Origin of the sequence: Kitasatospora sp. NPDC057015 (assembly GCF_042673745.1) — a bacterium.
In the GTDB taxonomy this organism is placed as follows: domain Bacteria; phylum Actinomycetota; class Actinomycetes; order Streptomycetales; family Streptomycetaceae; genus Kitasatospora.
In genome coordinates, this window is the sequence record NZ_JBHUSG010000033.1 from 12,197 (window position 1) to 34,178 (window position 21,982).

At 69.8% G+C, this 21,982-nt stretch carries 19 protein-coding genes and 3 pseudogenes; 20 read left to right on the forward strand and 2 right to left on the reverse strand.

Annotated features, from left to right (window positions below):
• Positions 1 to 122: 122 nt before the first annotated feature.
• The 11 genes and pseudogenes from ACFTWP_RS26570 to ACFTWP_RS26620 all read left to right on the forward strand — a co-directional run.
• Positions 123 to 1,121 (forward strand): NAD-dependent epimerase/dehydratase family protein, encoded by a 999-nt coding sequence (locus ACFTWP_RS26570; protein ID WP_380267364.1) that lies wholly within the window; start codon positions 123 to 125, stop codon positions 1,119 to 1,121.
• Positions 1,118 to 2,044 carry a thymidylate synthase gene (locus ACFTWP_RS26575; RefSeq protein WP_380267366.1) on the forward strand — a complete coding sequence of 309 codons (927 nt, stop codon included), beginning with the start codon at positions 1,118 to 1,120 and terminating at the stop codon, positions 2,042 to 2,044. Before ACFTWP_RS26570 ends, ACFTWP_RS26575 begins: the two co-directional genes overlap by 4 nt.
• Complete coding sequence (locus ACFTWP_RS26580) at positions 2,041 to 3,747, forward strand: carbamoyltransferase (protein WP_380267367.1); 1,707 nt, start codon at positions 2,041 to 2,043, stop codon at positions 3,745 to 3,747. Before ACFTWP_RS26575 ends, ACFTWP_RS26580 begins: the two co-directional genes overlap by 4 nt.
• A complete protein-coding gene (locus ACFTWP_RS26585) occupies positions 3,744 to 4,808 on the forward strand; it encodes a hypothetical protein (protein WP_380267369.1) in 1,065 nt (354 codons plus the stop codon). Before ACFTWP_RS26580 ends, ACFTWP_RS26585 begins: the two co-directional genes overlap by 4 nt.
• Positions 4,809 to 4,819: 11 nt before the next feature.
• Complete coding sequence (locus ACFTWP_RS26590) at positions 4,820 to 5,332, forward strand: topology modulation protein (RefSeq protein WP_380267370.1); 513 nt, start codon at positions 4,820 to 4,822, stop codon at positions 5,330 to 5,332.
• A 30-nt stretch (positions 5,333 to 5,362) separates the two neighbouring features.
• On the forward strand, positions 5,363 to 6,196 hold the full coding sequence (locus ACFTWP_RS26595; RefSeq protein WP_380267371.1) for a class I SAM-dependent methyltransferase: 834 nt from the start codon (positions 5,363 to 5,365) through the stop codon (positions 6,194 to 6,196).
• A complete protein-coding gene (locus ACFTWP_RS26600; RefSeq protein ID WP_380267372.1) occupies positions 6,193 to 6,927 on the forward strand; it encodes a phosphotransferase in 735 nt (244 codons plus the stop codon). The genes ACFTWP_RS26595 and ACFTWP_RS26600 overlap by 4 nt, the downstream gene beginning before the upstream one ends.
• Positions 6,924 to 7,943, forward strand: a complete 1,020-nt coding sequence (locus tag ACFTWP_RS26605) for a sulfotransferase (RefSeq protein WP_380267373.1) — start codon at positions 6,924 to 6,926, stop codon at positions 7,941 to 7,943. Before ACFTWP_RS26600 ends, ACFTWP_RS26605 begins: the two co-directional genes overlap by 4 nt.
• A gap of 1,511 nt (positions 7,944 to 9,454) precedes the next feature.
• Positions 9,455 to 9,931, forward strand: a complete 477-nt coding sequence (locus ACFTWP_RS26610; protein WP_380267469.1) for a hypothetical protein — start codon at positions 9,455 to 9,457, stop codon at positions 9,929 to 9,931.
• A pseudogene (locus ACFTWP_RS26615) lies at positions 9,930 to 10,034 on the forward strand (IS5/IS1182 family transposase); the annotation flags it as partial. The gene ACFTWP_RS26610 and the pseudogene ACFTWP_RS26615, both read left to right, overlap by 2 nt.
• Positions 10,035 to 10,304: 270 nt before the next feature.
• Positions 10,305 to 10,421 (forward strand): annotated as a pseudogene (locus ACFTWP_RS26620) (transposase family protein); the annotation flags it as partial.
• Between the two features lie 63 nt (positions 10,422 to 10,484).
• On the opposite strand, the pseudogene ACFTWP_RS26625 reads toward ACFTWP_RS26620, so the two are convergent.
• Positions 10,485 to 10,853, reverse strand: a pseudogene (locus ACFTWP_RS26625) (IS21 family transposase); the annotation flags it as partial.
• A gap of 236 nt (positions 10,854 to 11,089) precedes the next feature.
• Between ACFTWP_RS26625 and ACFTWP_RS26630 the strand changes: the two are divergent.
• From ACFTWP_RS26630 to ACFTWP_RS26640, 3 genes are all read left to right on the forward strand, one after another.
• Entirely contained in the window at positions 11,090 to 12,655 is a 1,566-nt protein-coding gene (locus ACFTWP_RS26630; protein WP_380267462.1) for an ISL3 family transposase, read from the forward strand.
• An 82-nt stretch (positions 12,656 to 12,737) separates the two neighbouring features.
• Positions 12,738 to 13,271 carry a YrhB domain-containing protein gene (locus ACFTWP_RS26635; RefSeq protein WP_380267375.1) on the forward strand — a complete coding sequence of 178 codons (534 nt, stop codon included), beginning with the start codon at positions 12,738 to 12,740 and terminating at the stop codon, positions 13,269 to 13,271.
• A 128-nt stretch (positions 13,272 to 13,399) separates the two neighbouring features.
• The gene (locus ACFTWP_RS26640; protein ID WP_380267463.1) at positions 13,400 to 13,618 is read left to right on the forward strand and encodes a chitosanase; all 219 of its coding nucleotides are present in this window, start codon (positions 13,400 to 13,402) and stop codon (positions 13,616 to 13,618) included.
• Positions 13,619 to 13,682: 64 nt separating this feature from the next.
• On the opposite strand, the gene ACFTWP_RS26645 is transcribed toward ACFTWP_RS26640, so the two are convergent.
• Entirely contained in the window at positions 13,683 to 14,741 is a 1,059-nt protein-coding gene (locus tag ACFTWP_RS26645; protein WP_380267377.1) for an SIS domain-containing protein, read from the reverse strand.
• A gap of 111 nt (positions 14,742 to 14,852) precedes the next feature.
• Between ACFTWP_RS26645 and ACFTWP_RS26650 the strand changes: the two genes are divergently transcribed.
• The 6 genes from ACFTWP_RS26650 to ACFTWP_RS26675 all read left to right on the forward strand — a co-directional run bounded on the left by ACFTWP_RS26650 (position 14,853) and on the right by ACFTWP_RS26675 (position 21,683).
• Positions 14,853 to 16,184, forward strand: a complete 1,332-nt coding sequence (locus tag ACFTWP_RS26650; protein WP_380267378.1) for an extracellular solute-binding protein — start codon at positions 14,853 to 14,855, stop codon at positions 16,182 to 16,184.
• A complete protein-coding gene (locus ACFTWP_RS26655) occupies positions 16,181 to 17,164 on the forward strand; it encodes a carbohydrate ABC transporter permease (protein WP_380267380.1) in 984 nt (327 codons plus the stop codon). The genes ACFTWP_RS26650 and ACFTWP_RS26655 overlap by 4 nt, the downstream gene beginning before the upstream one ends.
• Positions 17,161 to 18,051, forward strand: coding sequence for a carbohydrate ABC transporter permease (locus tag ACFTWP_RS26660; protein ID WP_380267381.1), 891 nt, complete (start codon positions 17,161 to 17,163; stop codon positions 18,049 to 18,051). Before ACFTWP_RS26655 ends, ACFTWP_RS26660 begins: the two co-directional genes overlap by 4 nt.
• Complete coding sequence (locus ACFTWP_RS26665) at positions 18,048 to 19,334, forward strand: 6-phospho-beta-glucosidase (protein ID WP_380267382.1); 1,287 nt, start codon at positions 18,048 to 18,050, stop codon at positions 19,332 to 19,334. Before ACFTWP_RS26660 ends, ACFTWP_RS26665 begins: the two co-directional genes overlap by 4 nt.
• Positions 19,334 to 20,374: an N-acetylglucosamine kinase gene (locus tag ACFTWP_RS26670; RefSeq protein WP_380267464.1), complete on the forward strand. Its 1,041-nt coding sequence runs from the start codon at positions 19,334 to 19,336 to the stop codon at positions 20,372 to 20,374. The genes ACFTWP_RS26665 and ACFTWP_RS26670 overlap by 1 nt, the downstream gene beginning before the upstream one ends.
• Before the next feature lie 115 nt (positions 20,375 to 20,489).
• Positions 20,490 to 21,683 (forward strand): ROK family transcriptional regulator, encoded by a 1,194-nt coding sequence (locus ACFTWP_RS26675; RefSeq protein WP_380267383.1) that lies wholly within the window; start codon positions 20,490 to 20,492, stop codon positions 21,681 to 21,683.
• Positions 21,684 to 21,982 lie beyond the last annotated feature (299 nt).

Consider the following 21,982-nt stretch of genomic DNA (forward strand, 5'->3'; position numbering starts at 1 on the left):
GGTGCGAGCCGCCTGCGCACCCTTCAGCTTCCGCCCGGCCGACAGGGGGACGACCGCAAGAGCCAATCAACAGGGCTGACTGGTGTGAACAACTGCAATCACTCCACGAAGGAGGACATCACATGCAGAGCACAGACCCGGCAGAACCCGGGGGTAGGAAGACGGCGCTGATCACCGGAGCGTCTGGCTTCATCGGATCGCACCTAGTAGACGAACTCCTGGCGAAGGGATGGAGCGTGGCGGGTGTCGACCGACGCTCGCCGACCGACGATCCCGTTGCCCGCCGCAACCTCCACGACGCGACGAGCAACCCGCTGTTCCAGTTCATCCACGCCGATGTCACCGACCCCCGCGTGCGGGACGTTCTCGACGTGGAGGTTGTCTTCCACCTCGCGGCAGCTACGGGAGTGCGCGCCTCGTGGGACAAGAACTTCCGCAGCTACATGAGCGACAACATCTGCGCCACGCACCACTTGATCCAGGAATGCGAACGAGCCAGCGTGCCCCGCCTGGTCGTCGCCTCGTCCTCCAGCGTGTACGGAACGGCCGCTGTCCCGTCCAAAGAAGACGGGCAGGTCCGACCCCTCTCCCCGTACGGGGTGTCGAAGCTGGCCGCGGAACAGCTCGCGCTGGCCTACGCAGCCCGAGCAGCAGGTACGACGAGCACCGTGGCGTTGCGCTTCTTCACGGTCTACGGGCCCCGCCAGCGTATGGACATGGCGATCTCCAGGATGCTGCACGCCGTTCACACCGGACAGCCCATGCGCCTATACGGAGACGGCCAGCAGCGCCGGAACTTCACCTTCGTGGACGACGTGGTGGAGGCCATCGTGCAGGCCGCATTGACTCCGAACGCCGGGCAAGTGGTAAACGTCGCAGGCCCCGTCAGCGTCACGATGAAGACCGTGCTCGACACCGTCGAGCACGTCACCGGCACAGCCGTCCCCCTCGTTGCCGCCACCGCCCACTCCGGAGATCCGGAAGCAACCGAGGCCGATTCCCGCCTCGCCGAGGACATGCTCGGCTACCGCCCGCGCGTGGACCTGACGGAGGGCATCACCCGCCAGTGGGAGTGGACCCGCACTACCCACGACACCCCTGCCATCGGGAGAACCGCATGATCCACGCAACGGCCGGCTCTGCGAACGAGCTGTTCACCGCCGCCTGCGCGCAGGTCCTGGAACAGGGGCGCACAGTGAAACCGCGCGGCATGTCCACCACCGAGGTCATCGGCGCGCACCTGACTCTCACCAACCCTCGCCGCCGCCTGATCAGCCTTCCCCCAGTGCGGGTCCTGAACGCGGCGTTCGCCGCCGCCGAAGCCACCTGGATCCTGTCCGGCTCCGACGGAGCATGGATCTACACCTACAACCAGCGCATGGCCCAGTACGCCGACGGCGGCATCCTGCGTGGCGCCTACGGCCCGCGCATGCGGGCCTGGCGCCCCGGCCACGACCAGCTCGACCATGTCCGCCGCACCCTCCTGGCCGATCCCGATTCCCGGCGGGCCCTGATCCAGCTGTACGACCCGGACCGCGACATCCCCCACCACAGCGACGTGCCCTGCACCCTTGGCTACCGCTTCTACCTGCGCGACGGCCGCCTGGAGATGCACACCACCATGCGCAGCCAGGACCTGTGGCTGGGCTTCTGCTACGACCTGTTCACCGCCACGGTGCTGCACGAGCTGATGGCCCACTGGATCGACGCGGAGCTCGGCAGCTACCACCACCACGTGGACTCCCTCCACCTCTACGACAGCGATGCCCCCACCGCCCGTGCCCTGCCGAGCGATCCGGAACCCAGCCAAGTCATGGACCCGCTGACCGTGCCCTGGGAGGACTTCGACCCGATGCTGGAACGCATCACCAGCGGGCAGACGCAGAGCGGCCCTTGGGGCGAGTTCGCACACGTGATGCGCAGCTACCGCATCTGGAAGGGCGGTGACCGCACCGACGCCCGCCGCATGGTCGACGGGACCGGGGGAGTGCTCGCTCCGGCACTGCTGGGCTGGTACGCCAAGCTGGACGGGGTGTTCGCATGACGGGGCCGGCAGTAGTGGGACTGTGCTCGGGCACGCATGACTCGGCGGCCGCCCTCATCGTCGACGGCCGCCTGGTGGGCCTCGTCGAGGAAGAACGCCTCAACGGGATCAAGCACACGAAGGCCTACCCGCAGCAGTCCATCGACTGGCTCCTCGACACCGCCGGAATGCGCGCGAGCGACATCACGGACGTCGCGTACAACTTCGCACCCGTGCGCTACCTTACGGGCGCGCTGCCGGTGCGGCACCTGCGTCCGGGCACCGCCGGGCGGGTATGGCCCCGGGCCCGAAGCTTCGCACTCGTGCACCGCCGCGCGTCGAATCGGCTGCGGCAGTTCGGGCGGCACTTCCCCCAGGCCCGCCTGCACGGCGTCGAGCACCACCGCGCCCACGGACTGTACGCGTTCGCAGCCTCGCCGTTCGACAGCGCGGCGGTGCTGGTGGTCGACGGCCTCGGAGAGACCACGACCACGTCGATCTGCGCGGCCCGCCGCACCCGGCAGGGCCTCGCCCTGGTCGGCCGCTGGTCCCTCCCCGACCCGGCATCCCTCGGCTACGCGTACGGGGCCGTCACCGAACACCTGGGGTGGCGGCGCGGCGACGAGGAAGGCACCGTGATGGCGCTCGCCGCGCTCGGTGACCCTGGCCGCTTCCGCGACCTGTTCACTCAGGCGATCCCCCTGACCGGTGAAGCGTTCGTCCTCAACCACGCCCTGTTCCCCCTGCGGGTGATCTCCAGCCGTTACCCGCGCCTGACCGACTCCTTCATTGCCGCCACCTGCCCGCCCCGCCGGCCGGGCGAGGCCCTCGCGCAGGTGCACTGCGACCTGGCCGCCGCCCTCCAGGAACGCACCGAACAGGTCATGATCCACCTCGCGGTACAGGCCCAGCACCGCACCGGGGAACGAGCCCTGTGCCTGGGCGGCGGAGTCGCCCTGAACTGCGTCAGCACCGGAAAGATCGTCGAGCGCGCCGGCTACGACGAAGTGTTCGTACCCCCGGCCCCCGGCGACTGCGGAACCGCCGCCGGCGCCGCCCTCAGCGTCGCCCAGAGCCGCACCCCTGCCCCCGTTGCCGGCGTCGAAGGACAGTGCTACCTCGGCCCCTCATACGACGGGCTGGACCTGAGGGCGACCCCCCGTCCCGGCATGCGAGCCCACCGCCCGGCGAAGCCCGCCCACCACCTGGCCGCCCGCCTGGCAGAGGGACAGATCGTCGGAGTGTTCCGCGGCCCACTCGAAGCCGGCCCCCGCGCCCTCGGCAACCGGTCGATCCTGGCCTCCCCACTGCGCCCGGACGTCGTGCACCGGCTGAACACCCAGGTGAAGTTCCGTGAACCGTTCCGCCCGTTCGCGCCCGTCGTCCGCGAGAGCAGCGCCGGCGACTACTTCACCCTCGGCCAGGCAGCCCCCTACATGTCGTTCGCCAGCGGCGTCACCACTCTGGCCCGTCAGCAGATCCCCGCGATCGTCCACAACAACGGCCTCGCCCGCGTCCAGATCCTCACCCCCGAGCAGAACCCGTTCCTCGACGCCGTGCTCCGCGCCTTCCAGGAGATCACCGGCGTACCCGTGCTCATCAACACCAGCCTCAACATCAAGGGCAAGCCGATCTGCGGCACCCCCGACCATGCCCTCGACTGCCTGGCCGAATCCGGCATCGACGCCCTGCTCCTCGAAGACTGGTGGGTAACCGAGACATGAAGATCGGATACAGCTGCTGGGGCTTCCTCGGCGACGGAGTCACCGACACCCCCGACGGCGGCCGCAGCCACCGCAGAACCCTGATCGACGGCCTGATCAGCCTCGGACACCAACTGGTCCTCCTCCAGCCCGACCGCGACACCATCGAAGCGGGCACCCCCGTCACCGGCCCGTACACATGGAACAGCGCCCTGCCCACAGTGGACGCCCTCTTCCTGGAATGGCGCTGGCCCATCCCCGGACGCAACGACACCCCCTGCAGCGCCCCAGGCCACACCTGCGACCTCCACCGCCAACAGCAGCTACTGGACCACTACACGCACCGCCAAGGCGTGCCTACGCTGCTCTGGGACAAGGACCAGCACCTGGCCCCCGCCGACCCGCTGCGCCGCAGCCCGAACGTCACCGTGTGCGAACCTGCACTGCACCCCCGCCACGGCGCCACCAGCCTGCTGTTCCCCGTCGCCGACCAGGCCCTGGACGAGGCGGACCCCGAAGGGCTCGCCCGCCGGCGGCGCAACATCCCGCTGGTGTACGTCGGCAATCAGTACGGCCGCGACGGCGCCTTCGGAACGTTCTTCGCGCCCGCCGCCCACCAGCACGATCACGCCGTCGCCGGCAAATGGACCGACACCCGGCGGTGGCCGCACGTCAACTTCATCGGCCGCCTCCCCTTCCAACAGGGGGTCCTCCTGCACGCCCATGCCCACGCCACAGTGCTCCTGGCACCGGACCGGTACGTCACCAGCGGCCACTACACCCAGCGGATCTTCGAAGCCGTCCTCGCCGGCTGCGCACCGATCACCCCCGCGCACTACCGGGGCGCCGCAAGGGTGGTCCCCGGCGAACTGCACGCCGACGACGGCGCTCACGTGGCCGACATCACCCGGGCTCTCGCGACCATGGGATCCGACCGCCGGGCCCAGCTGCTCGACCGCTGTATCCGCAGGCTGGATCCCTTCCGGCTGTCCCGCCAGCTCGACACGATCCAGCACGTTTTCGACCAACACCAGGGGGCGGACAATGGAAACCTCACCCAGCACACCACCCGCGATCGGTAGCCTCTCTTCCCATGCGAATCGCCCTCATCGGCTGCGGCGGCAGCGGCAAGACATACCTGTCCAAGCAGCTCGGCGAACACTTCGGCGCCCCGGTGACGCACCTGGACGCCGTGTACTACGACGACGCGTGGAACACCCTGGACAAGGAGAAGTTCGCCGCCGTCCAGGAGGAGCTGGTCGCCGCCCCCTCCTGGGTGATCGAGGGGAACTACGCCGGCACTCTGCCCATCCGGCTGCGCGCCGCCGACAAGGTGATCTTCCTCGACATCCCGCCCGCGGTGTGCCTCTGGGGAATCGCTCAGCGCCGACTCCGGCACGGCGGTGGGCAGAACGACAGCACGGGCGTGTACGACCGGATCACCTGGAACTTCATCCGGTACGTCTGGGGCTACCGCAAGTCGATGGCCCCGCGGGTGCGGGACCTGATCCGCGAGCACGCCTCGCAGGCGACCGTGCACACGGTGACCAGCAGGCGGCAGGCACGCCACCTGCTCGACCGGCTGAAAGCCGCACACACGACCTGACGAAGGCCTGCCCCGCAGGGGGCCCGGCCCGTGGCTGACACCTCCCCCTTCCTCGACCGGAAGATCATCAACGGCAGCCTCTACCAGGATCAGCAGCGGCTCGCCGACCGCACCGGGGCACTGATCTCCGCCAAAATCGCGGGACGTCCTGCCCCACAAGTGATCGCCGACCACGCCGTCCGGGCACGCCCCGGACCGGGACTGGTCCTGGACATCGGATGCGGGCGCGGCGCATCCACCCTGGCCCTGGCACAGGCCCTGCCGGAGGCTCGGCTCTGCGCGGTCGACGCGTCGGCATCGCTGCTCGCCGCAACCCGGGCCCGCCTCCAGCACTCAGGCCGCCGCCTGCACACGATCCGCGCCGACTTCCACCACCTGCCGCTGCCCACCGGCCGGGCCGCCCTGGCGGTCGCGGCGTTCTGCCTCTACCACTCACCCACGCCCCAGCAAGTCCTGCGGGAGATCACCCGATGTCTCGCCCCCGGCGCCACCGTGATCCTGGCCACCAAGTCCGCCGACAGCTACGCATCGCTGGACCGGCTGATCGCCACCTCAGGACTCGACCCGGACGCCCAGGCGCGGCCGGGCCTGTACGGGGCGTTCCACAGCGGCAACCTGCAATCCACGGCTGACGGCATCCTCGACGTTCACGAGGTCATTCACGAAGTGCACCGCTTCCGCTTCCGCGACCTGACGCACGCCGCCGCGTACCTGGCCACGTCACCGAAGTACCAGCTTCCACCCGGGCTCGCGGGCAACCCCGACGCTCTGGCCGGCCGCCTGAGGCAGCACCTCCCGGATGCTCCCGTGGAGACCAGCTCCGTAGTCAGCTACCTCACCGCCACCACCCCCGCCGGGCGATGACCGTGAGATTCACCAAGCCCTACCGCACAGCGGCAGCGGCCTCCAGGGCCGTCGCGCACCACACATGGCTCGACGGCCTCGGGATGCCGGTGCCACACCTGATCGCCCACCACCCGCAGGCGCTGGAGTTTCAGCACCTGACCGGCCGGCACGCCCTACCCCGCGACCTACCGGCCGTCGCCCGCCTTCTGGGGCAGACGCACACGGCCGCCCACCGGGCTGCCCTGCACGCGGCCCACCTCGATCACGACTTCGACCTCCCCGGCATCGGAACGACTGCCGCCTTCACCAGCAGCCGCACCGCGCGTGTCCGGCAGGTCATGGCCTCCCGCTCGGTGCCCGGCCCAGCCTTCACCACCGACCAGGCGGTACACGTCATCGAATCGGCGGCCGACGAACCCGCCGCCTTCTACAAGGACTCCAACCCGCGGAACTTCCTGATCACCCCGACCACGATCACCGCCCTCGACTTCGACGATCTGACGCCCGCCCCCTTCGGATACGACCTCGCCAAGCTCCTCGTCACCACGGCGATGACCCACGGACCCCTGCCCCCAGGACTCACCACGGAGGCATTGGCCGCCTACAACCAGACGGCCCAGTACCCGTGCAACCCGGCTCGCCTGGCCGACTGGATGGAGATCCACCACATCCTCACCAGCCCCTACCTGGGCCGCAACGGCTACAGCCACAGCTGGCACACCCTGCGCCCCATCGAGAGGACACCATGAACGCCGACAGCTTCACCGAGCAGTTGTCCACACCCCATCCCGACGGCGCGACGATCGCCCTCTACCGGACCCGCGCCTACCGGTTCACCAGCGACGTCCGCCACTACGTACTGGCCGAGACCTTGGAGGAGCGGTACGCGCAAGGCGCCCGGCCCGCCCCGGTGACCATGGCGTTCCTGGAGGCGACGCTCGACCAGATCCGCAGCACCGGAGAGCTTCTGGCCTTCGACCCGCAAGTCGCGGCGAACGAAGGCCTCGACATGCAGCAGGAGCTCGACGCCCGAACCCCGCACGCTCCCAGGCCTATGCCCGAACACAGTCCCCAGCTCACCGTGTTCATCGTCGGCGCACCGCGCTCCGGCACCAGCCACATGTACAACTGCCTGGCCCACACGGGCCAGTACGCCTACTTCACGATTGCATCGTGCTGGGCCTGGCCCGTCCGCAACCTGACCCACCCGGCCCGCCGATCCTTCGAAACCATGGGCAAGCAGATCCTCACCGTGGATAACAAGAACACCCGCCTCATCCCCGGCCTGGTCATGCCCTACGAAGCCGAAGACCTCTACGCGCGGGCCATACCCACCTACGAGCACCTCGGGGGCCACACCTACAACCTCACCCCGGCGCGAACAACGGACGTCCCGCTGCTGGCCGCGAACATGCAGGCACACTGCCGCCACTTCGACCGCAGCACTTTCCTCACCAAGTCGCCGTTCAACTCCCTGCGTATTCCGCAGCTCGATGCCGCCACCGGCCACCGCGCCCTATTCCTCAACATCACCAGGGACCAGGCGGCCACCGCCGACTCCATGCGACGCAACCACTTCCGCTTCCACCACGCTGGCACTCCGCTCGCTGAGGAGTCCGCTTGGGAGCTGTTCACCAACGCCATTGCGAGGGATGCCCCGCCGTCCCGGACCGTCACCGTCCAGCACAGCGACCTCCTCACCGACGAGCACACCCAACTCGCACGAATCCGACAATGGATTGTTGAAGTCGCAGCAGCCGTTTGACGGACACTACCGCCCCGACAGCAGCTCCGACATCGTCGCTGTGCTGAGATCGAGTTCCTTGCGCGCGACCTCTGCGTCCTGCGCCCACTCCGAACGTGTCGACGAAGGGACCACCTGCACAGCTTGAGGCGGAATCGCATCTGATAGGTCTCGTTGGCCCAGGTTGTCAGCCAGTTCTCCTGAAGGTTCGGCGCCCGGCCAGCTGGCGGTAGCTCAGGTAGCTGGTGAGCTGTGTGGGGTCGCCCTCCCAGGTCTGTTCCTGCGCTCCGACCCGAAACCAGTCGATCGCGAAGCGCTGCGGCACATAGAAGCCAGGGGCCCGGGAGGACCAGCGGGCTCAGGTCGCGCGGAGAGGTGCGGGCGGTCGGGGGCAGGCAAGGCTGAAGTGCAAGTCTAGAACCCTGTTCAGCTTGTTCGCCTCGTCCTGGTCAGCGGGCAGGTCCGTCCTGACGTAGCGTCCCATGGCTTGGCCGACAGTGTGCGCACCGCGGTCCGGACCTATTCGCGCCGCCCGCCCCTGACCGGTTCTGCCGGGACTTCACCGCCGCTGGGCTTCGAGGTAGGCGGTCCAGACCCGCGCACCGTGGCGTGCGGTGGTGGGTGGTTGCCAGACTGCTCGGGAGGCCGTGCCGGGCTGTGTGGGTAGGTGTTCGGTTCGGTGGGGTTCGTTTGGGTTGTTCCCAGTCCGGCCCCCGCCTTGGGCGTGTGAGTGGTGGGTTCGTTAGGATCCGCGTGGTTGAGACAGTGGATCGAACGGGGGCCGCCGGTGTCGGAGAGCAGTGACGATTGGCAGTCGGTGCGATCGCCGTTGCGGCGCAGGCTCCCGATCGGCCTGGCGATCGGGGCGGGTTGCCTGGTTCTGGCGGGTGTCGGCGGGTTTGCACTTCAGCGTGGGCATGCTCCGGCTGCCGCGCCCGCGTTGCTGCCGGCCAGCCCTACGCCCAGTGCCAGCCCTATGCCCACTGCGAGCCTGTCTCCCAGCGCAAGTCCGACGCCGAGCCTGGCCCCTAGCTCTGCTGCGAGCCCTTCACTCAGCCCTTCACTCGAGCCCGGCGGGTCACCGACCCGGCCGCAAGGCGGGCGGGCTACGTCCCACCCGCCGGTGCCCAAGGCAGCGGCCGCAAAGCCGTCCACGACTCCGCCGCCGGCCATGGACCCGGGGCCCCGGCCCACGATCAGTTACGTCCGGCCGCACCCGACCAGCTGCCCGCCCGGCCAGGTACTGCTCTCCATGCTCGACGGTGGTACGGACTGCGTCACCGTGATCACCGTCGGGCCCGTCCCGAGGACGAGCCCGACGACGTCCCCTGCCGGCTGAGCCTTTCAGGAGCCTGCGGAGGTGGCCGGCGTACGGCCCCGCTCGGAAGGCGGCCGGGTCGGCTTAGGCAAGGATCCGACCAGTGCTGCTGTGGTCGGGCGGGCCGGGGCTGGCGGCGGGGTTCAGTCGCGGGGGAGGGCTTCGTAGTTGGCGAGGGCGAGGCCGAGGCCGAAGAAGGTGGGCCCATTCGCCGATGCAGATGCCCCAGCGGTCGGCGCGCTCGACGCCTTGGTTCTTCTCGTCCTTCATGGAGGTTGCCCAGGTGATCATGGACAGGCCGACCTCGGACCGCTCGGTCGGCTACTGGCTGGGGAGCGCGTCCGGGATGTCGCAGGTGGCCGTGGACGGCGGTGGCGGCTTCGCGGGTGGGCGTGTCCGGGTCGTCCAGGTGACGGGCGATGAGTGCGGCGACCGGTGCGAGTACCGGCACCGGGAGGCCCGCGAGTGGGCCGCCGCGGCGGCCCACCTTGTGGATGCGAACGCCATCCTGGACCTCGTGGCGGTGGAGCTGGGTCTCGCCGTCGAGAGTCGGCAGGCCCCCGAGAGCCTGCCAGCCGCCAGCGAGCTCGCGGTGCTGCCCTCGATCGCCCGAGCCATCGCCGCCGTGCGGGCCCGCGACACTGCGGACGCGGCCCGCACGATGTACGCGAACGCGCTCGGCGCCCCCTGAAACCTGGAAGATCCTGCGCGACTGCCGCCTCAAGGGCGACGGCGTCCACCACGCAATGGTCGGCATCGTCCACCTGCACAACCTCGTCCAGGCCGCTGCATAGCGGGCCAGGGCTTCGGCGTAGTCCAGTGACGTCCGGTTCGTGACGGTCTGCCAGCTCAGCGACGCCAGGGAAGAAGAGAGGCACGGCCTCCAAGATCATGGAGTTCTCGACGCCCCGCGATCCGACTGGAAGACCGTGCCGGCCGACGCATCATCGCCGATCCTGCCTGCCCTTGACCAGCTCCGCGAACGTCCCGAGGTGCTGCATGCTGAAGTCCCGGGCCTGCTGGATCGGCTGGCCGAGGTGCCGGACCCGCGCGATCCGCGCGGAGTGCGCCACCGGCTGGCCGTCGTGCTCGCGCTCACCGCGTGCGCCGTGCTGGCCGGAGCGACCTCGCTGCTGGCCGTCGGCGAGTGGATCGCCGACGCCCCGGCGCACGTGCTGGAACAGGTCGGAGTTCGTCCCGATCCGCTGCTGCCCAAGCGGGTCCTGCCCGCGGAGACCACGGTTCGGGGTGGTGCCGAGTTCCTCAGCGATCCGGGGCCGTGCCGTCTGAACGTAGAGTTTGACGCGCTGGTAGTTCCCGGTGAACCCGTACTCGTGGGCCAGCCGCTCGTGGATGACCGCGGCCTTCGTCAGGATTTCCGCGCGGAGCATCGAGTCGACCAGCGGCGCGAACTCGTCGATCACTCTCGCCCGGGACCGCCCGCTCGGCGACCGGCGCGGAGGCGTCGCCGGGCCGGGGGCCGAGAGGTACTTGCGGACCGTCTTCCGGTCCAGCCCGGTCTCCCTGGCGATCTCCGACAGGCTCATCGCCCCGGACTCCAACAGACTACGAAAGCGCCGAAGATCCAACCAGCGATGCGGATCCAAGACCACTGCCAGCCCCTTCCGCCACCCACACCGACCTACCAGCAGGGTGCCGAGCCATCGGGTCTCACCGCATCAACAACTGTTCCTTTTCATCCGTACGAGGGTGGGGACGTTCATGGCTCTGGCAAGATTTTTGTAGGCGGAGATCCCCCCGGGGGCGGCGGTCGGCTGGTTTGCCAGTGGGCAACCTCTGGGTGTGTTCTATTGAACTGGCCGCGCTGTTACCGCACTTGGCCAATGTGGTGGTTGTCTCGGTTGAGGTTTCCGATGCTGTCGTGGTGGTCCGCGCCCGCACACGGTCCGGTGTTCCAGCGGCGTGTACGGGATGCGGCGAGCTGAGCGAGTGGGTCCACAGCCGCTATGTGCGGCACCTCGCCGATACTGCGATCGGCGGCCGGCCGGTCCGGATCAACCTGAGTGTCCGCCGTCTGTACTGCGAGAACCCGGCCTGTCCGAAGGTGACCTTCGCCGAGCAAGTACCGGGACTGACCGTGCGCTACCAGCGGCGGACCCCGCTGCTGCAGCACCTGGTCGAGGCCGTCGGCGTCGTACTGGCGGGCCGGGGCGGGGCCCGGATGCTGCGCATCCTCAACATCGTGCTCTCGCGGTGCACCGTGCTCGCCCAGCTGATGCGGGTCCCGCTGCCCGAGCCAGTGACACCACGCGTGCTGGGGGTCGACGACTTCGCGCTGTACGGCGACACCTACGGCACGCTCCTGGTCGACGCCACCACCCGTCTGCCGGTGACGCTCTGGAAAGGCCGGGACGCCGAGCAACTGAGCCGCTGGCTCCGTGAGCATCCCGGTGTTGAGATCGCCTGCCGCGACGGCTCACTCACCTACCGGCAGGGCATAGCGGCCGGAGCCCCCGACGCTGTCCAGGTCAGCGACCGCTTCCACCTGTGGCAAGGCCTGTCCCGGCGGGTTCAGGAAGTCGCAGCCGCCCACCGCAGCTGCCTGCCCGCCGCGCTGCCGGACCCTGAACCGGCCGGATCTGAACCCACCGACGAAGCGGCCACGGGTCCCGGCCCGGCGGACACTGCAGCCGGGCGTCATGCCCAGCGACTGTTCGAGGCCGTGCACGCGCTCACCGATGCCGGCCGCACTTACAGTGTCGTGGCCCGAGAGCTCGGGCTGGACCGCCGCACGGTGCGCAAGTACGCCCGGGCCCGCACCTGGCACGAGGTCATGCGCCGCGCTCCCCGCCGCCCTTCCGCCCTGGACCCCTACCTCGACTACCTGCAACAACGCTGGGACGAAGGCGAGCACAGCGCGAAGACCCTGCACCAGGAACTCCTCGGCAAGGGCTACCCGGGCCACTGCCAGCGCGTGAAGATGGCCCTCGCACCCCTACGGCGCGGGCTACCGCTGGACGAGCCACGCGAACGACCGCCCTCCCCACGCGAAGCCGCACGCTGGATCATCACCGCACCCCACCGGCACAGCCTCCAGAGCGGCCAGCGCCTGCGCCGACTACTCGACCACTGCCCAGAACTCCACCGCACCCACGACCTGGTCCGCCAGTTCGCCGCCATGCTCGGCGCCCTCGACGCCACACCCCTCCCCGGCTGGCTCGACCAGCTCACCACCAGCGGACTGCCGCCTCTCGCCGGGATCGCCACAGCCCTGCGCGAAGACCAGCACGCGGTCAGCCAGGGGATCACCAGCCCCTACAGCTCCGGCGTCAACGAAGGCCGCATCACCGACGTGAAGCTACAAAAACGCATCATGGCAGGACGCGCCGGAGTGCCGCTCCTGCGCCACCGGGTCGTACTGATCGCCCACCTCCGCCGCCGCTACGCGGACTGAAGACCACCTCTGAGATCTCGACGCGGGTGCGGCCACGCCCCGCCCTCCGAAACCCGATTGACCTGCGGTGAATGATGGAAGCGTGATTTCCAAGGAACGCGCCGTCGAGCTTGTCGAGTCCCTGCTGGCCCGAGAACGGCTGACGTGGGCAGGACCGCTCCTCGAACTCGCCGTCTGCTCCGTGGAGGAGCGTGCAGTCGGCTGGCTCGTCTTCTGGAACTCCGCGGAGTACGCCCACACCCGTGACCCGCGCCACAGCCTCATTGGCAGTGGCCCCTACCTGGTGGACCGGCACGACGGCAGCATCCATCACATCCCCACCACTACGTGGATAGCCGAGAACTGGGAGGAGCTCTACCTCCAGCAGATCAAGGGCGTCCGACCGCCTGACCCCCTGGCCTCGTCCGTGCGCGCACTCGTACACTCCGCCGGGATCGTGGCCGCGATGAGCCACCTGCGGAAGCAGGCCCCGCGACTGAGTCTGCGGGAAGCACGGGCCTACGTCGATGCCCTTCAAGGCGGCGCCGAACCCTCGGAAGAGCTGGCAAGCCGCACCCGGACGCAGGAGAGCTGCCCTCGCCTGTCGATCGAAACGCTGACTGGTCCGGTCCAGTAGCCGTACGACCATCCAGACCAGTGGAAACGGCAGACCGCAACGCGGTTCGAGCACCCACCGAACCAACACGATCTCCGGCTACGAAAATCTTGCCAGAGCCACGTTCATAGGTACGCCGACACCAGGCGCTGTCCAACGCCCAGATGCCGGCACAGGGTGGCGACGAGACTGCCTACCTGAACACCTTCCTGGACGCACGGGTGGTCGAGATGAAGACCGGGCCCGCCCCCGGAGGCACCAGCCGGGTCGACACTGAGCAGCGGGTCTTCCTCAACGACGGCAACCTCGACCTGAACACCCCGCTCCAGTGGAGCGTCTACGGCCAGCCGTACTCCATCACCGACTGACCGCTCCCCCCGCGGGGCGGTGGGCGCCACCGGCAACTCGGCGCCCACCGCCCCTTTCGCGTACTCAGTGGGTCTGGGTCACCTTGGCGAGCGCCCGCGGTGCGTCCGGGTCCTGGCCGCGTGCGATGGTGATCTCGTGGGCCAGCTGCTGCAGCGGCAGGATCTCCAGGATCGGCTGCAGCTCCTCCGGCACCCCGGCCGGCAGTGCGAAGCCCGCCGAGGCCGCCGCCACCTGGTCCCGTTGCCCGACCACCATCAGGTCCGCCCCGCGCCCACGCAGCCGGTCCAGGACGGGCTGCAGGGCCTCGCCGCCCTTGCCGTCCGGGACGATCGCGATCACCGGCGACACGTTGTCCACCATCGCCAGCGGCCCGTGCAGCAGGTCGGCCCCGGAGAACGCGGTGGCGGGGATGTAGGTGGTCTCCATCAGCTTCAGCGCCGCCTCCCGCGCGGTCGGGTAGCCGTAGCCGCGCGAGGTGATCACCAGCCGCTGCGCGAACCGGTACCGCTCGGCCAGCGACCGCACCTCTCCCTGCCGGCCCAGCACCTGCGCCGCCAGCTCCGGCAGCCGCGCGGCCGACGCCGCGACGCGTCCCCCGCGCAGGCCCTGCACGAAGAGGTAGAGCGCCAGCAGCTCCGCCGTGTAGGTCTTGGTGGCCGGCAGCGCCTTCTCCGGCCCGGCGAGCACGTCGATGTGGAACTCGGAGACCTCGGCCAGCGGCGAGGCCGGGTTGTTGGTCACCGCCAGGGTGACCGCACGGGCCTCCCGGGCCGCCCGGGTGGAGGCCACCAGGTCGGGCGAGCCGCCGGACTGGCTCACCGTGATCACCAGCACGTCGGTCAGGTCCGGCCGGGCGCCGTAGGCGGTGGTGGTGGACATCGAGGTCAGCCCGGCCGGCTTGCCGAGCTGGACCTCGATCAGGTACTTGGCGTAGAGCGCTGCGTTGTCCGAGGTGCCGCGCGCGGTCAGCAGCACGAAGCGCGGGCGGCGGGCGGCGATCCGCTCGGCCACCGCGCGGATCGGCGCCGCCCCCTCTTCGAGCAGCCGACTCAGCACCGCGGGCTGCTCGGCCATTTCCGCCGCCATGATCCCGCCCGGTGCCGGTGTCCGTGACTGGTTCATCCGCCCCAACCTCTCTTCACTAGGTAACGACTCATAACAAGAACCTAGACATAGTAACTACTCATTACTAGAGTTGCGCCAACCCCCCTCCCGTTGAACTGGAGCCCCCCCATGACGCCGCCCAGACATCGCGCCCTGTCTGCCGCCGCCGCCCTCGGCGCCCTCGTCCTCGCCGCCGGTTGTACCGCGTCCTCCTCCGCCGGCAGGGACAGCGCCGACGGACCGGTGACGCTGACCGTGTGGCACGGCTGGACCCAGGACCGCGAGGTGAACGCCTTCAACGCCCTGCTGGCCAAGTTCCACGCGGCGCACCCGAACATCACCGTCAAGGCGGTACCGAACGTCGCCGACGACAAGCTGGCCCAGGGCGTGCGCGGCTCGGACGGACCGGATGTGGAGGTCTCCACCACGACGGACAACGTCGGACAGTTCTGCCAGTCCGGCACCTGGATCAACCTGGATCCCAAGCTCACCGAGGCGGGGATCAACCCGATGACGACGTTCCCCGCACAGGTGCTCTCCTACACCCGGTTCGGGGGCACGCAATGCGCGCTCCCCCTGCTCGGGGACGCCTTCGGGCTCTACTACAACAAGGACCTCTTCGCGAAGGCCGGCATCGCCGCCCCACCCAAGACCATGTCCGAGCTGACCCGGGACGCCGTCAAGCTCCAGGAGCTCAACCCGGACGGCTCGATCAAGACCGCCGGCTATGTGCCGAACTTCCACTTCTACGAGTCGAACCCGCGCGACCAGCTCGCCCAGTGGCGCCCGAACTACCTGGACAAGAACGGCAAGTCCGACCTGGCCGCCGAACCCGGGGTGAGCGACTTCCTGACCTGGGACCGCGACACGCTCAGGGCGCTGGGCGGTTACGACAAGCTGGAGGCCTTCCGGACGGCCACGGGCGACGAGTTCAGCGCCCAGAACGCCTTCGAGACCGGCAAGGTCGCGATGGAGCTCGACGGCGAGTGGCGGATCGACAACCTCACCACCGACAACGTCGCGATGCACTGGGGCGTGGCGCCCTTCCCCGTGCCGGACAACCAGGCCGCCGACTACGGCATCGGCTACACCAGCGGCACCACCATCGGGATCTCCCGCGCGAGCAAGCACCAGGCGGCCGCCTGGGAGCTGGTCAAGTACCTCACCACCGACACCGACGCGGTGACCTCCTTCGCGGACGCGATCAAGAACGTGCCGACCACCTTCGCCGCCCTCAAGGCCTCCGACCTCGCCCAGGACCCCAACTTCAAGACCTTCCTGGACATCTTCGCCAATCCCAGGAGCACCACCACCCCGGCCAGCCCCAACGGCGGCCAGTACCAGAGCACCCTCCAGAACTTCTGCTTCGACTGGGAGTCCGGCAAGACCGACGACCTCAAGGGCGGCCTGGCCAAGGTCGACAAGCAGATCGACACCGACAACGCGCAGGCCGAGCAGTGACCGACAGCTCCACCGCACACCCCGGCGGCCGGATCCGCCCGACCGCGGCGGCCCGCCGCAACGCCCGCCGGGAACGCCTGCACACACTGGGCTTCCTCGCCCCGTTCCTCGTCGGCTTCTGCCTCTTCTTCGCCTATCCGCTGATCGCCACGGTCTACTTCTCGCTCACGCACTACGACCAGGTCAACCCGCCGACCTTCGTGGGGCTGCGGAACTGGGACTACGTGCTCTTCCAGTACCCGCAGTTCGGCACCGCGCTGGCCAACACACTCTGGCTGGTCGTCCTCATGGTGACCGCCCGGGTGCTCTTCGGCCTGGCGATCGGGATGCTGATCACCAAGGTGAAGACCGGCCTGGGCACCGTGCGCACCTTGTTCTACCTGCCCTACCTCGCGCCGCCGGTCGCCGCCACCACCGGGTTCGTCTACCTGCTCAACCCCGGCACCGGGCCGGTCAACCAGATCCTCCACGAACTCGGGATCCCGGCGCCGAACTGGTTCAACGACCCGAGCTGGTCCAAGCCGGCGCTGACCCTGCTGGCGCTGTGGGGCATCGGCGACCTGATGGTCATCTTCATGGCCGCACTGCTGGACGTGCCCACCGAACTGTACGAGGCCGCGCACCTGGACGGCGCCGGCGCCTGGGCGAGGTTCAGGCACATCACCTTCCCCACCATCAGCCCGGTGATCCTGTTCGCCGCGATCACCGGCGTGATCAGCAGCATGCAGTACTACACCCAGGCCATCCTGGCCGGCTCGCTCGCCAGCGGTACCGGCGCCTCACCGGGCGTGCTCTTCGAACCCGGCTACCCCAGCGGCTCCACCCTGACCCTGCCCCAACTCGTCTACAGCCTGGGTTTCCAGCACTACAACACGGGCGCCGCCTGCGTGGTCGCACTGCTGCTGTTCGCCCTGGCGATGGCCTTCACCCTGCTGCTGCTGCGCCGCGGCTCCGGCTTCCTCACCGAGGAGGGGCGATGACCGCCACCCTGACCTCCCGCCGCCCCTCCGTCGCCACCAGGATCGCGGTCGGATCGGCGCGCCGCAGGAAGGCCTTCGAGTGGATCGCGGTCCACTCGCTGGCCCTGACCGCCGCCGTCTTCTTCACCGCTCCGCTGGTCTTCCTCCTCCTCACCTCGTTGATGACCGATCAGCAGGCGCTCTCCACCGACCTGTGGCCGCGGCACTGGCAGTGGTCCAACTACGCCGAGGTCTTCCGCAAGGACGGCTTCCTGACCTGGTGGCGCAACTCGCTGGAGTACTCGGTGCTGGCCACCGCCGCCACCGTGGTCGCCAGCGTGCCGATCGCCTACGCACTGGCCAAGTTCCGCTTCCGCGGCCGCAACGCGGCCCTGGTCGCGGTCATCGCGATGATGATGCTGCCCCCGCAGGTGGTCGTGGTGCCGATGTACCTGGTCTGGAACCAGCAGCTGCACCTGACCGGCACCCTGTGGCCGCTGATCATCCCCCAGCTCTTCGGCGACGCCTTCTCGATCTTCCTGCTGCGCCAGTTCCTGATCACCATCCCCGACAGCTACCTGGACGCCGCCAGGGTCGACGGCTGCGGCAAGCTCGCCACCCTCCTCCGGGTGGTCCTGCCGATGTCCCGGCCGGCCGTCGCCGCCGTCGCGCTGTTCCAGTTCTTCTACTGCTGGAACGACTACTTCGGCCCCCAGGTCTACGCCAGCGAGAACCCGGGCGCCTGGACGCTGTCCTACGGGCTCGCCTCCTTCCAGGGCGCCCACCACTCGAACTGGAACCTCACCATGGCCGCCACCCTGCTGGTCATGGCCCCGGTCGTCATCATCTTCTTCTTCGCCCAGAAAGCCTTCATCGAAGGCGCCACCATGACAGGAGTCAAAGGTTGAGCACCCGTAAGCTGGTCATCGTCGGAGGAGCCTCGACCTACACGCCCGAACTGGTCGACGGCATCGCCCGGCTACGCGACACCCTCCAGGTGGGCGAACTGGTCCTGGTCGACCCGGCCCTCGGACGCCTCCAGCTCATCGACGCCCTGGCCCGCCGCATCCTCGCCCGCCAGGGCCACCCAGCCACCGTCACCAGCACCACCAACCTGGACAGCGCGGTGACGGACGCCGACGCCGTGCTCATCCAACTGCGCGTCGGCGGCCAGGACGCCCGCGGCCAGGACGAGACCTGGCCGCTGGAGTGCGGCTGCGTCGGCCAGGAGACCACCGGCGCCGGAGGCCTGGCCAAGGCCCTGCGGACCGTGCCGGTCGTCCTGGACATCGCCGAGCGCGTGCGCCACAGGAATCCGCACGCCTGGATCATCAACTTCACCAACCCGGTCGGCATCGTCACCCGAGCCCTGCAGACCGAGGGCCACCGTGCCGTCGGGTTGTGCAACGTGGCGATCGGGTTCCAACGGCTCTTCGCCGGCCTGCTGGAGGTGGACCACCGTCGGATCCGCCTGGACCACGTCGGTCTCAACCACCTCACCTGGGAACGCGGCGTCACCCTGCTGGACGCACCTGGCGCCCCGGCCGGCAAGCCGGTACTGGACCGGCTGATCAGCGACTTCGCCCCCGCCCTGGAGGAGGAGACCGAGCTGCCGGCCGACCTCTTCCGCCGGCTGGGCACCATCCCCTCCTACTACCTGCGCTTCTACTACCAGCACGACAAGGTGGTGGAGGAGCTCAGGTCCCGCCCACCGCGCGGCGCCGAGGTCGCCGCGATCGAGAAGGAACTGCTCGCCCTGTACGCGGACCCGACGCTCGACACCAAGCCCGAGCTGCTGGCCCGGCGCGGCGGTGCCTACTACTCCGAGGCCGCGGTCGAACTGGTCGCCGCGCTGCTCGGCACGGCGGCCGGGACCGTGCAGGTGGCCAACGTCCGCAACGCCGGCACTCTGCCGTTCCTGCCCGAGGACGCGGTCGTCGAAGTACCCGCCCGGATCGACGCCGACGGCGCGCACCCCGAACCGGTCGCCCCGCTTGAGCCGCTGTTCGCCGGCCTGATCGCGCACGCCTTCAGCTACGAGCAACTCGCCCTGGAGGCAGCGCTGAAGGGCGGCCGCGACCGGGTGAGCGCCGCGCTGCTGGCCCACCCCCTGGTCGGGCAGCTGGAGCTGGCCGACCAGCTGACCGATCGCCTGCTCGCGCACAACCGGAAGTACCTGCCGTGGACCTGATGGCCTTCGAGTCGCTCGGCGGCCTCTCCCGCGGCCCCGCCCTGGTCGACGGTGTACTCGCCATCGACGCCGGCAACAGCAAGACCGACGTCGCCCTGGTGACCAAGGACGGCGAAGTCCTGGGCACGGCCCGGGGACCGGGCTTCGCCCCGCAGGACATCGGCGCGGAGCCGGCCGTCGCGGGCCTGGCCCCGCTGGTCGCCCACGCCATGCTGTCGGCGGACCTCGACATCGCCTCTGCCCTGGGCCCGCTCACCACTCGGCTGATCGGCTGCCTGGCCAATGCCGACCTGCCGATCGAGGAGGAGCGGCTCGGCGACGCGCTGCGCTCGCGCCGCTGGAGCGAGGAGGTGACGGTCGCCAACGACACCTTCGCCGTGCTGCGCGCGGGCACCGCCGGCAGCCGGGGGGTCGCGGTGGTCTGCGGCGCGGGCATCAACTGCGTCGGCCGGCGTGACCAGGAGACCGTGCGGTTCCCCGCTCTGGGAACCATCAGCGGCGACTGGGGCGGCGGCGGCGATCTGGCCCTGGCCGCCATGTGGTGGGCCACCCGCGCCGAGGACGGCCGTGGCCCCGCGACGGCCCTGGCACACGCGATCGCCCGGCACTTCGAACACCCCAGCGCCCAGGCGGTCGCCGAAGCGGTGCGGCTCGGCACGGTCACCGAGGCGGACCTGCACCAGATCGTCCCGCTGCTCTTCGCGGCGGCCGACTCGGGTGATCCGACGGCCCGTCACCTGGTGGTCCGTCAGGCGGAGGAGATCGGCGGCATGGCCACCGCCGCACTGCGGCGCCTCGACCTGCTCACCGAGCCGACCCCGCTCCTGCTCGGTGGCGGCGTCCTCGCCGCCGGCCACGCGCTGCTGTTCCAGACCCTCGACTCGTACCTCACGCTGCACGCGCCGCTGGCGCAGCCGCAGGTCGTCACCGCGCCGCCGATCGTCGGCGCGGCGTTGCTCGGACTGGACCGGCTTCACCGCTCGGACGGCACCCTGGCAGCGGCGGAGAGGCGACTGCGCGATCACTACGCCCGGCGCTGACCGCACCGGGTTCCGGCACGGCGAAGCAGACCGGAGCGACAGTGGTGGCGTAGAGTCCTTTGAGGAAAACAGCCAGTTGAAGGTTCTAGTAATGAGTCCATACTAGAATGGCGACATGACGGCTAAGAGTGCCACGCTGACGACGCTGCGCGAGATGAACTCCCGCAGTGTCCTGGATGCCCTGCAGAAGGAGCGCCGGCTCTCCCGGGCGGAGGTCGCCCGCAAGCTGGGCATGTCCAAGCCGACGGCCAACCACGCCATCGGCGTCCTGCGCGAGGCGGGCCTGGTCCGTGAAGTTCCCCGCCAGGAGGGCGAACTCCACTACGGCGCGGTGTTCTTCGAGCCCGCCGTCGATGTCGGCCAGGTCATCGGCATCGACATCGGCATGCGCCACGTCCGGGGCGCGATCGCCGACCTGGAGGGCACGGTGCTGGCCAGGTTCGACCACCCGCGCGGCGCCGAGGGCCCGGAGGATCTGCTCGCCTGCGTCGAACGGGTGCGGGACCAGCTGATCGCCGCCGCACCCGACTGCCCGGACGGCGTCCTGGCCACCGTCGTGGCGGTGGCGGGCATCGTGGAGCCCGGATCGGAGCAGCTGCGCGTCAGCAGTGAGCCGGCCCTGGAGGGCTACTCGATCAAGGAGGGCCTCGGCGGCGTACTGCCGGGGGAGCTGACCTTGGACAACGATGTCAATCTGGCCGCCCTGGGTGAACTCCGGCGCGGCGCCGGGCGGGGCATCGAGGACTTCGCCTTCCTCGCGGTCGGCTCCGGCGTGGGCGCCGGTCTGGTGCTGGACGGTCGCCTGCGGCGCGGCCACCACGGAGCCGCCGGCGAGGTGGACTACCCGGGACACCGCCGCTTCGCGGCGGACAGCCCGGCCGCCGACTCGCTGCGCGCACTCATCGCCACCGCCCACCGAGCCCAGCAGCGGGCCGGCAGCGCGCCCGAGTCGGCCGAGGCGCCCACCCCCGAGGAGGTCTTCGCCCGGGCCGGGCACGGGGACGCCTTCGCGTTCAAGGTGGTCCGCGAGGAGGCCCGCCGGGTCGCCGCGGCGATCGCCACGATCGCGCTCGTCGTCGACGTTCCGCTCGTGGTGATCGGCGGTGGGATCGGCCTGAACGGCTCGGTCCTGCTGGACCCGGTCCGCACCCGGCTCGCCCAGCTGGTCCCGTACCCGCCGCGGGTGCAGATCTCCGAACTGGGGGACGCGGCCTCGGTGATCGGCGCGGTCTGCGTGGCGGCGCGTACCGCCTGGCCGCAGGTCGTCAGCGCACGACTGGCCACGGCCCTGGCTACCGCGATGCCCTGACGCCGTAGGTGGCCCACGAAGGTCCATCGGGTAGTGATTCATTACCCGATGGACCTTCGGCACGTTTGACGTCTTTGCCGTGACACCCCGCGAAACGCCCTGGCCGACGGCCCGATTCCCATCGGGCGAGCTCCGCTGCCACCCGCGCGCGTGGCAGCCGCGCCATCACCGAGCCCCGCGAACCCTCTTGACAGCCCGTCATGACAGCGCCAAGCTCGCTGCAATCTGGTAAGGACATATTCCTAGCTTGCCCGCGGGAGGGTCCGGTCGAACCGCTCCCGAATCCCCGGGTCGAGCCC

Excerpts from the sequence above, each read along its gene's own strand:
- ACFTWP_RS26570 (WP_380267364.1), top strand. The coding sequence starts at position 123 with ATGCAGAGCACAGACCCGGCAGAACCCGGGGGTAGGAAGACGGCGCTG.
- ACFTWP_RS26575 (WP_380267366.1), top strand. The coding sequence starts at position 1,118 with ATGATCCACGCAACGGCCGGCTCTGCGAACGAGCTGTTCACCGCCGCC.
- ACFTWP_RS26580 (WP_380267367.1), top strand. The coding sequence starts at position 2,041 with ATGACGGGGCCGGCAGTAGTGGGACTGTGCTCGGGCACGCATGACTCG.
- ACFTWP_RS26585 (WP_380267369.1), top strand. The coding sequence starts at position 3,744 with ATGAAGATCGGATACAGCTGCTGGGGCTTCCTCGGCGACGGAGTCACC.
- ACFTWP_RS26590 (WP_380267370.1), top strand. The coding sequence starts at position 4,820 with ATGCGAATCGCCCTCATCGGCTGCGGCGGCAGCGGCAAGACATACCTG.
- ACFTWP_RS26600 (WP_380267372.1), top strand. The coding sequence starts at position 6,193 with ATGACCGTGAGATTCACCAAGCCCTACCGCACAGCGGCAGCGGCCTCC.
- ACFTWP_RS26605 (WP_380267373.1), top strand. The coding sequence starts at position 6,924 with ATGAACGCCGACAGCTTCACCGAGCAGTTGTCCACACCCCATCCCGAC.
- ACFTWP_RS26610 (WP_380267469.1), top strand. The coding sequence starts at position 9,455 with ATGCAGATGCCCCAGCGGTCGGCGCGCTCGACGCCTTGGTTCTTCTCG.
- ACFTWP_RS26645 (WP_380267377.1), bottom strand. The coding sequence starts at position 14,741 with ATGAACCAGTCACGGACACCGGCACCGGGCGGGATCATGGCGGCGGAA.
- ACFTWP_RS26650 (WP_380267378.1), top strand. The coding sequence starts at position 14,853 with ATGACGCCGCCCAGACATCGCGCCCTGTCTGCCGCCGCCGCCCTCGGC.
- ACFTWP_RS26660 (WP_380267381.1), top strand. The coding sequence starts at position 17,161 with ATGACCGCCACCCTGACCTCCCGCCGCCCCTCCGTCGCCACCAGGATC.
- ACFTWP_RS26670 (WP_380267464.1), top strand. The coding sequence starts at position 19,334 with ATGGCCTTCGAGTCGCTCGGCGGCCTCTCCCGCGGCCCCGCCCTGGTC.
- ACFTWP_RS26675 (WP_380267383.1), top strand. The coding sequence starts at position 20,490 with ATGACGGCTAAGAGTGCCACGCTGACGACGCTGCGCGAGATGAACTCC.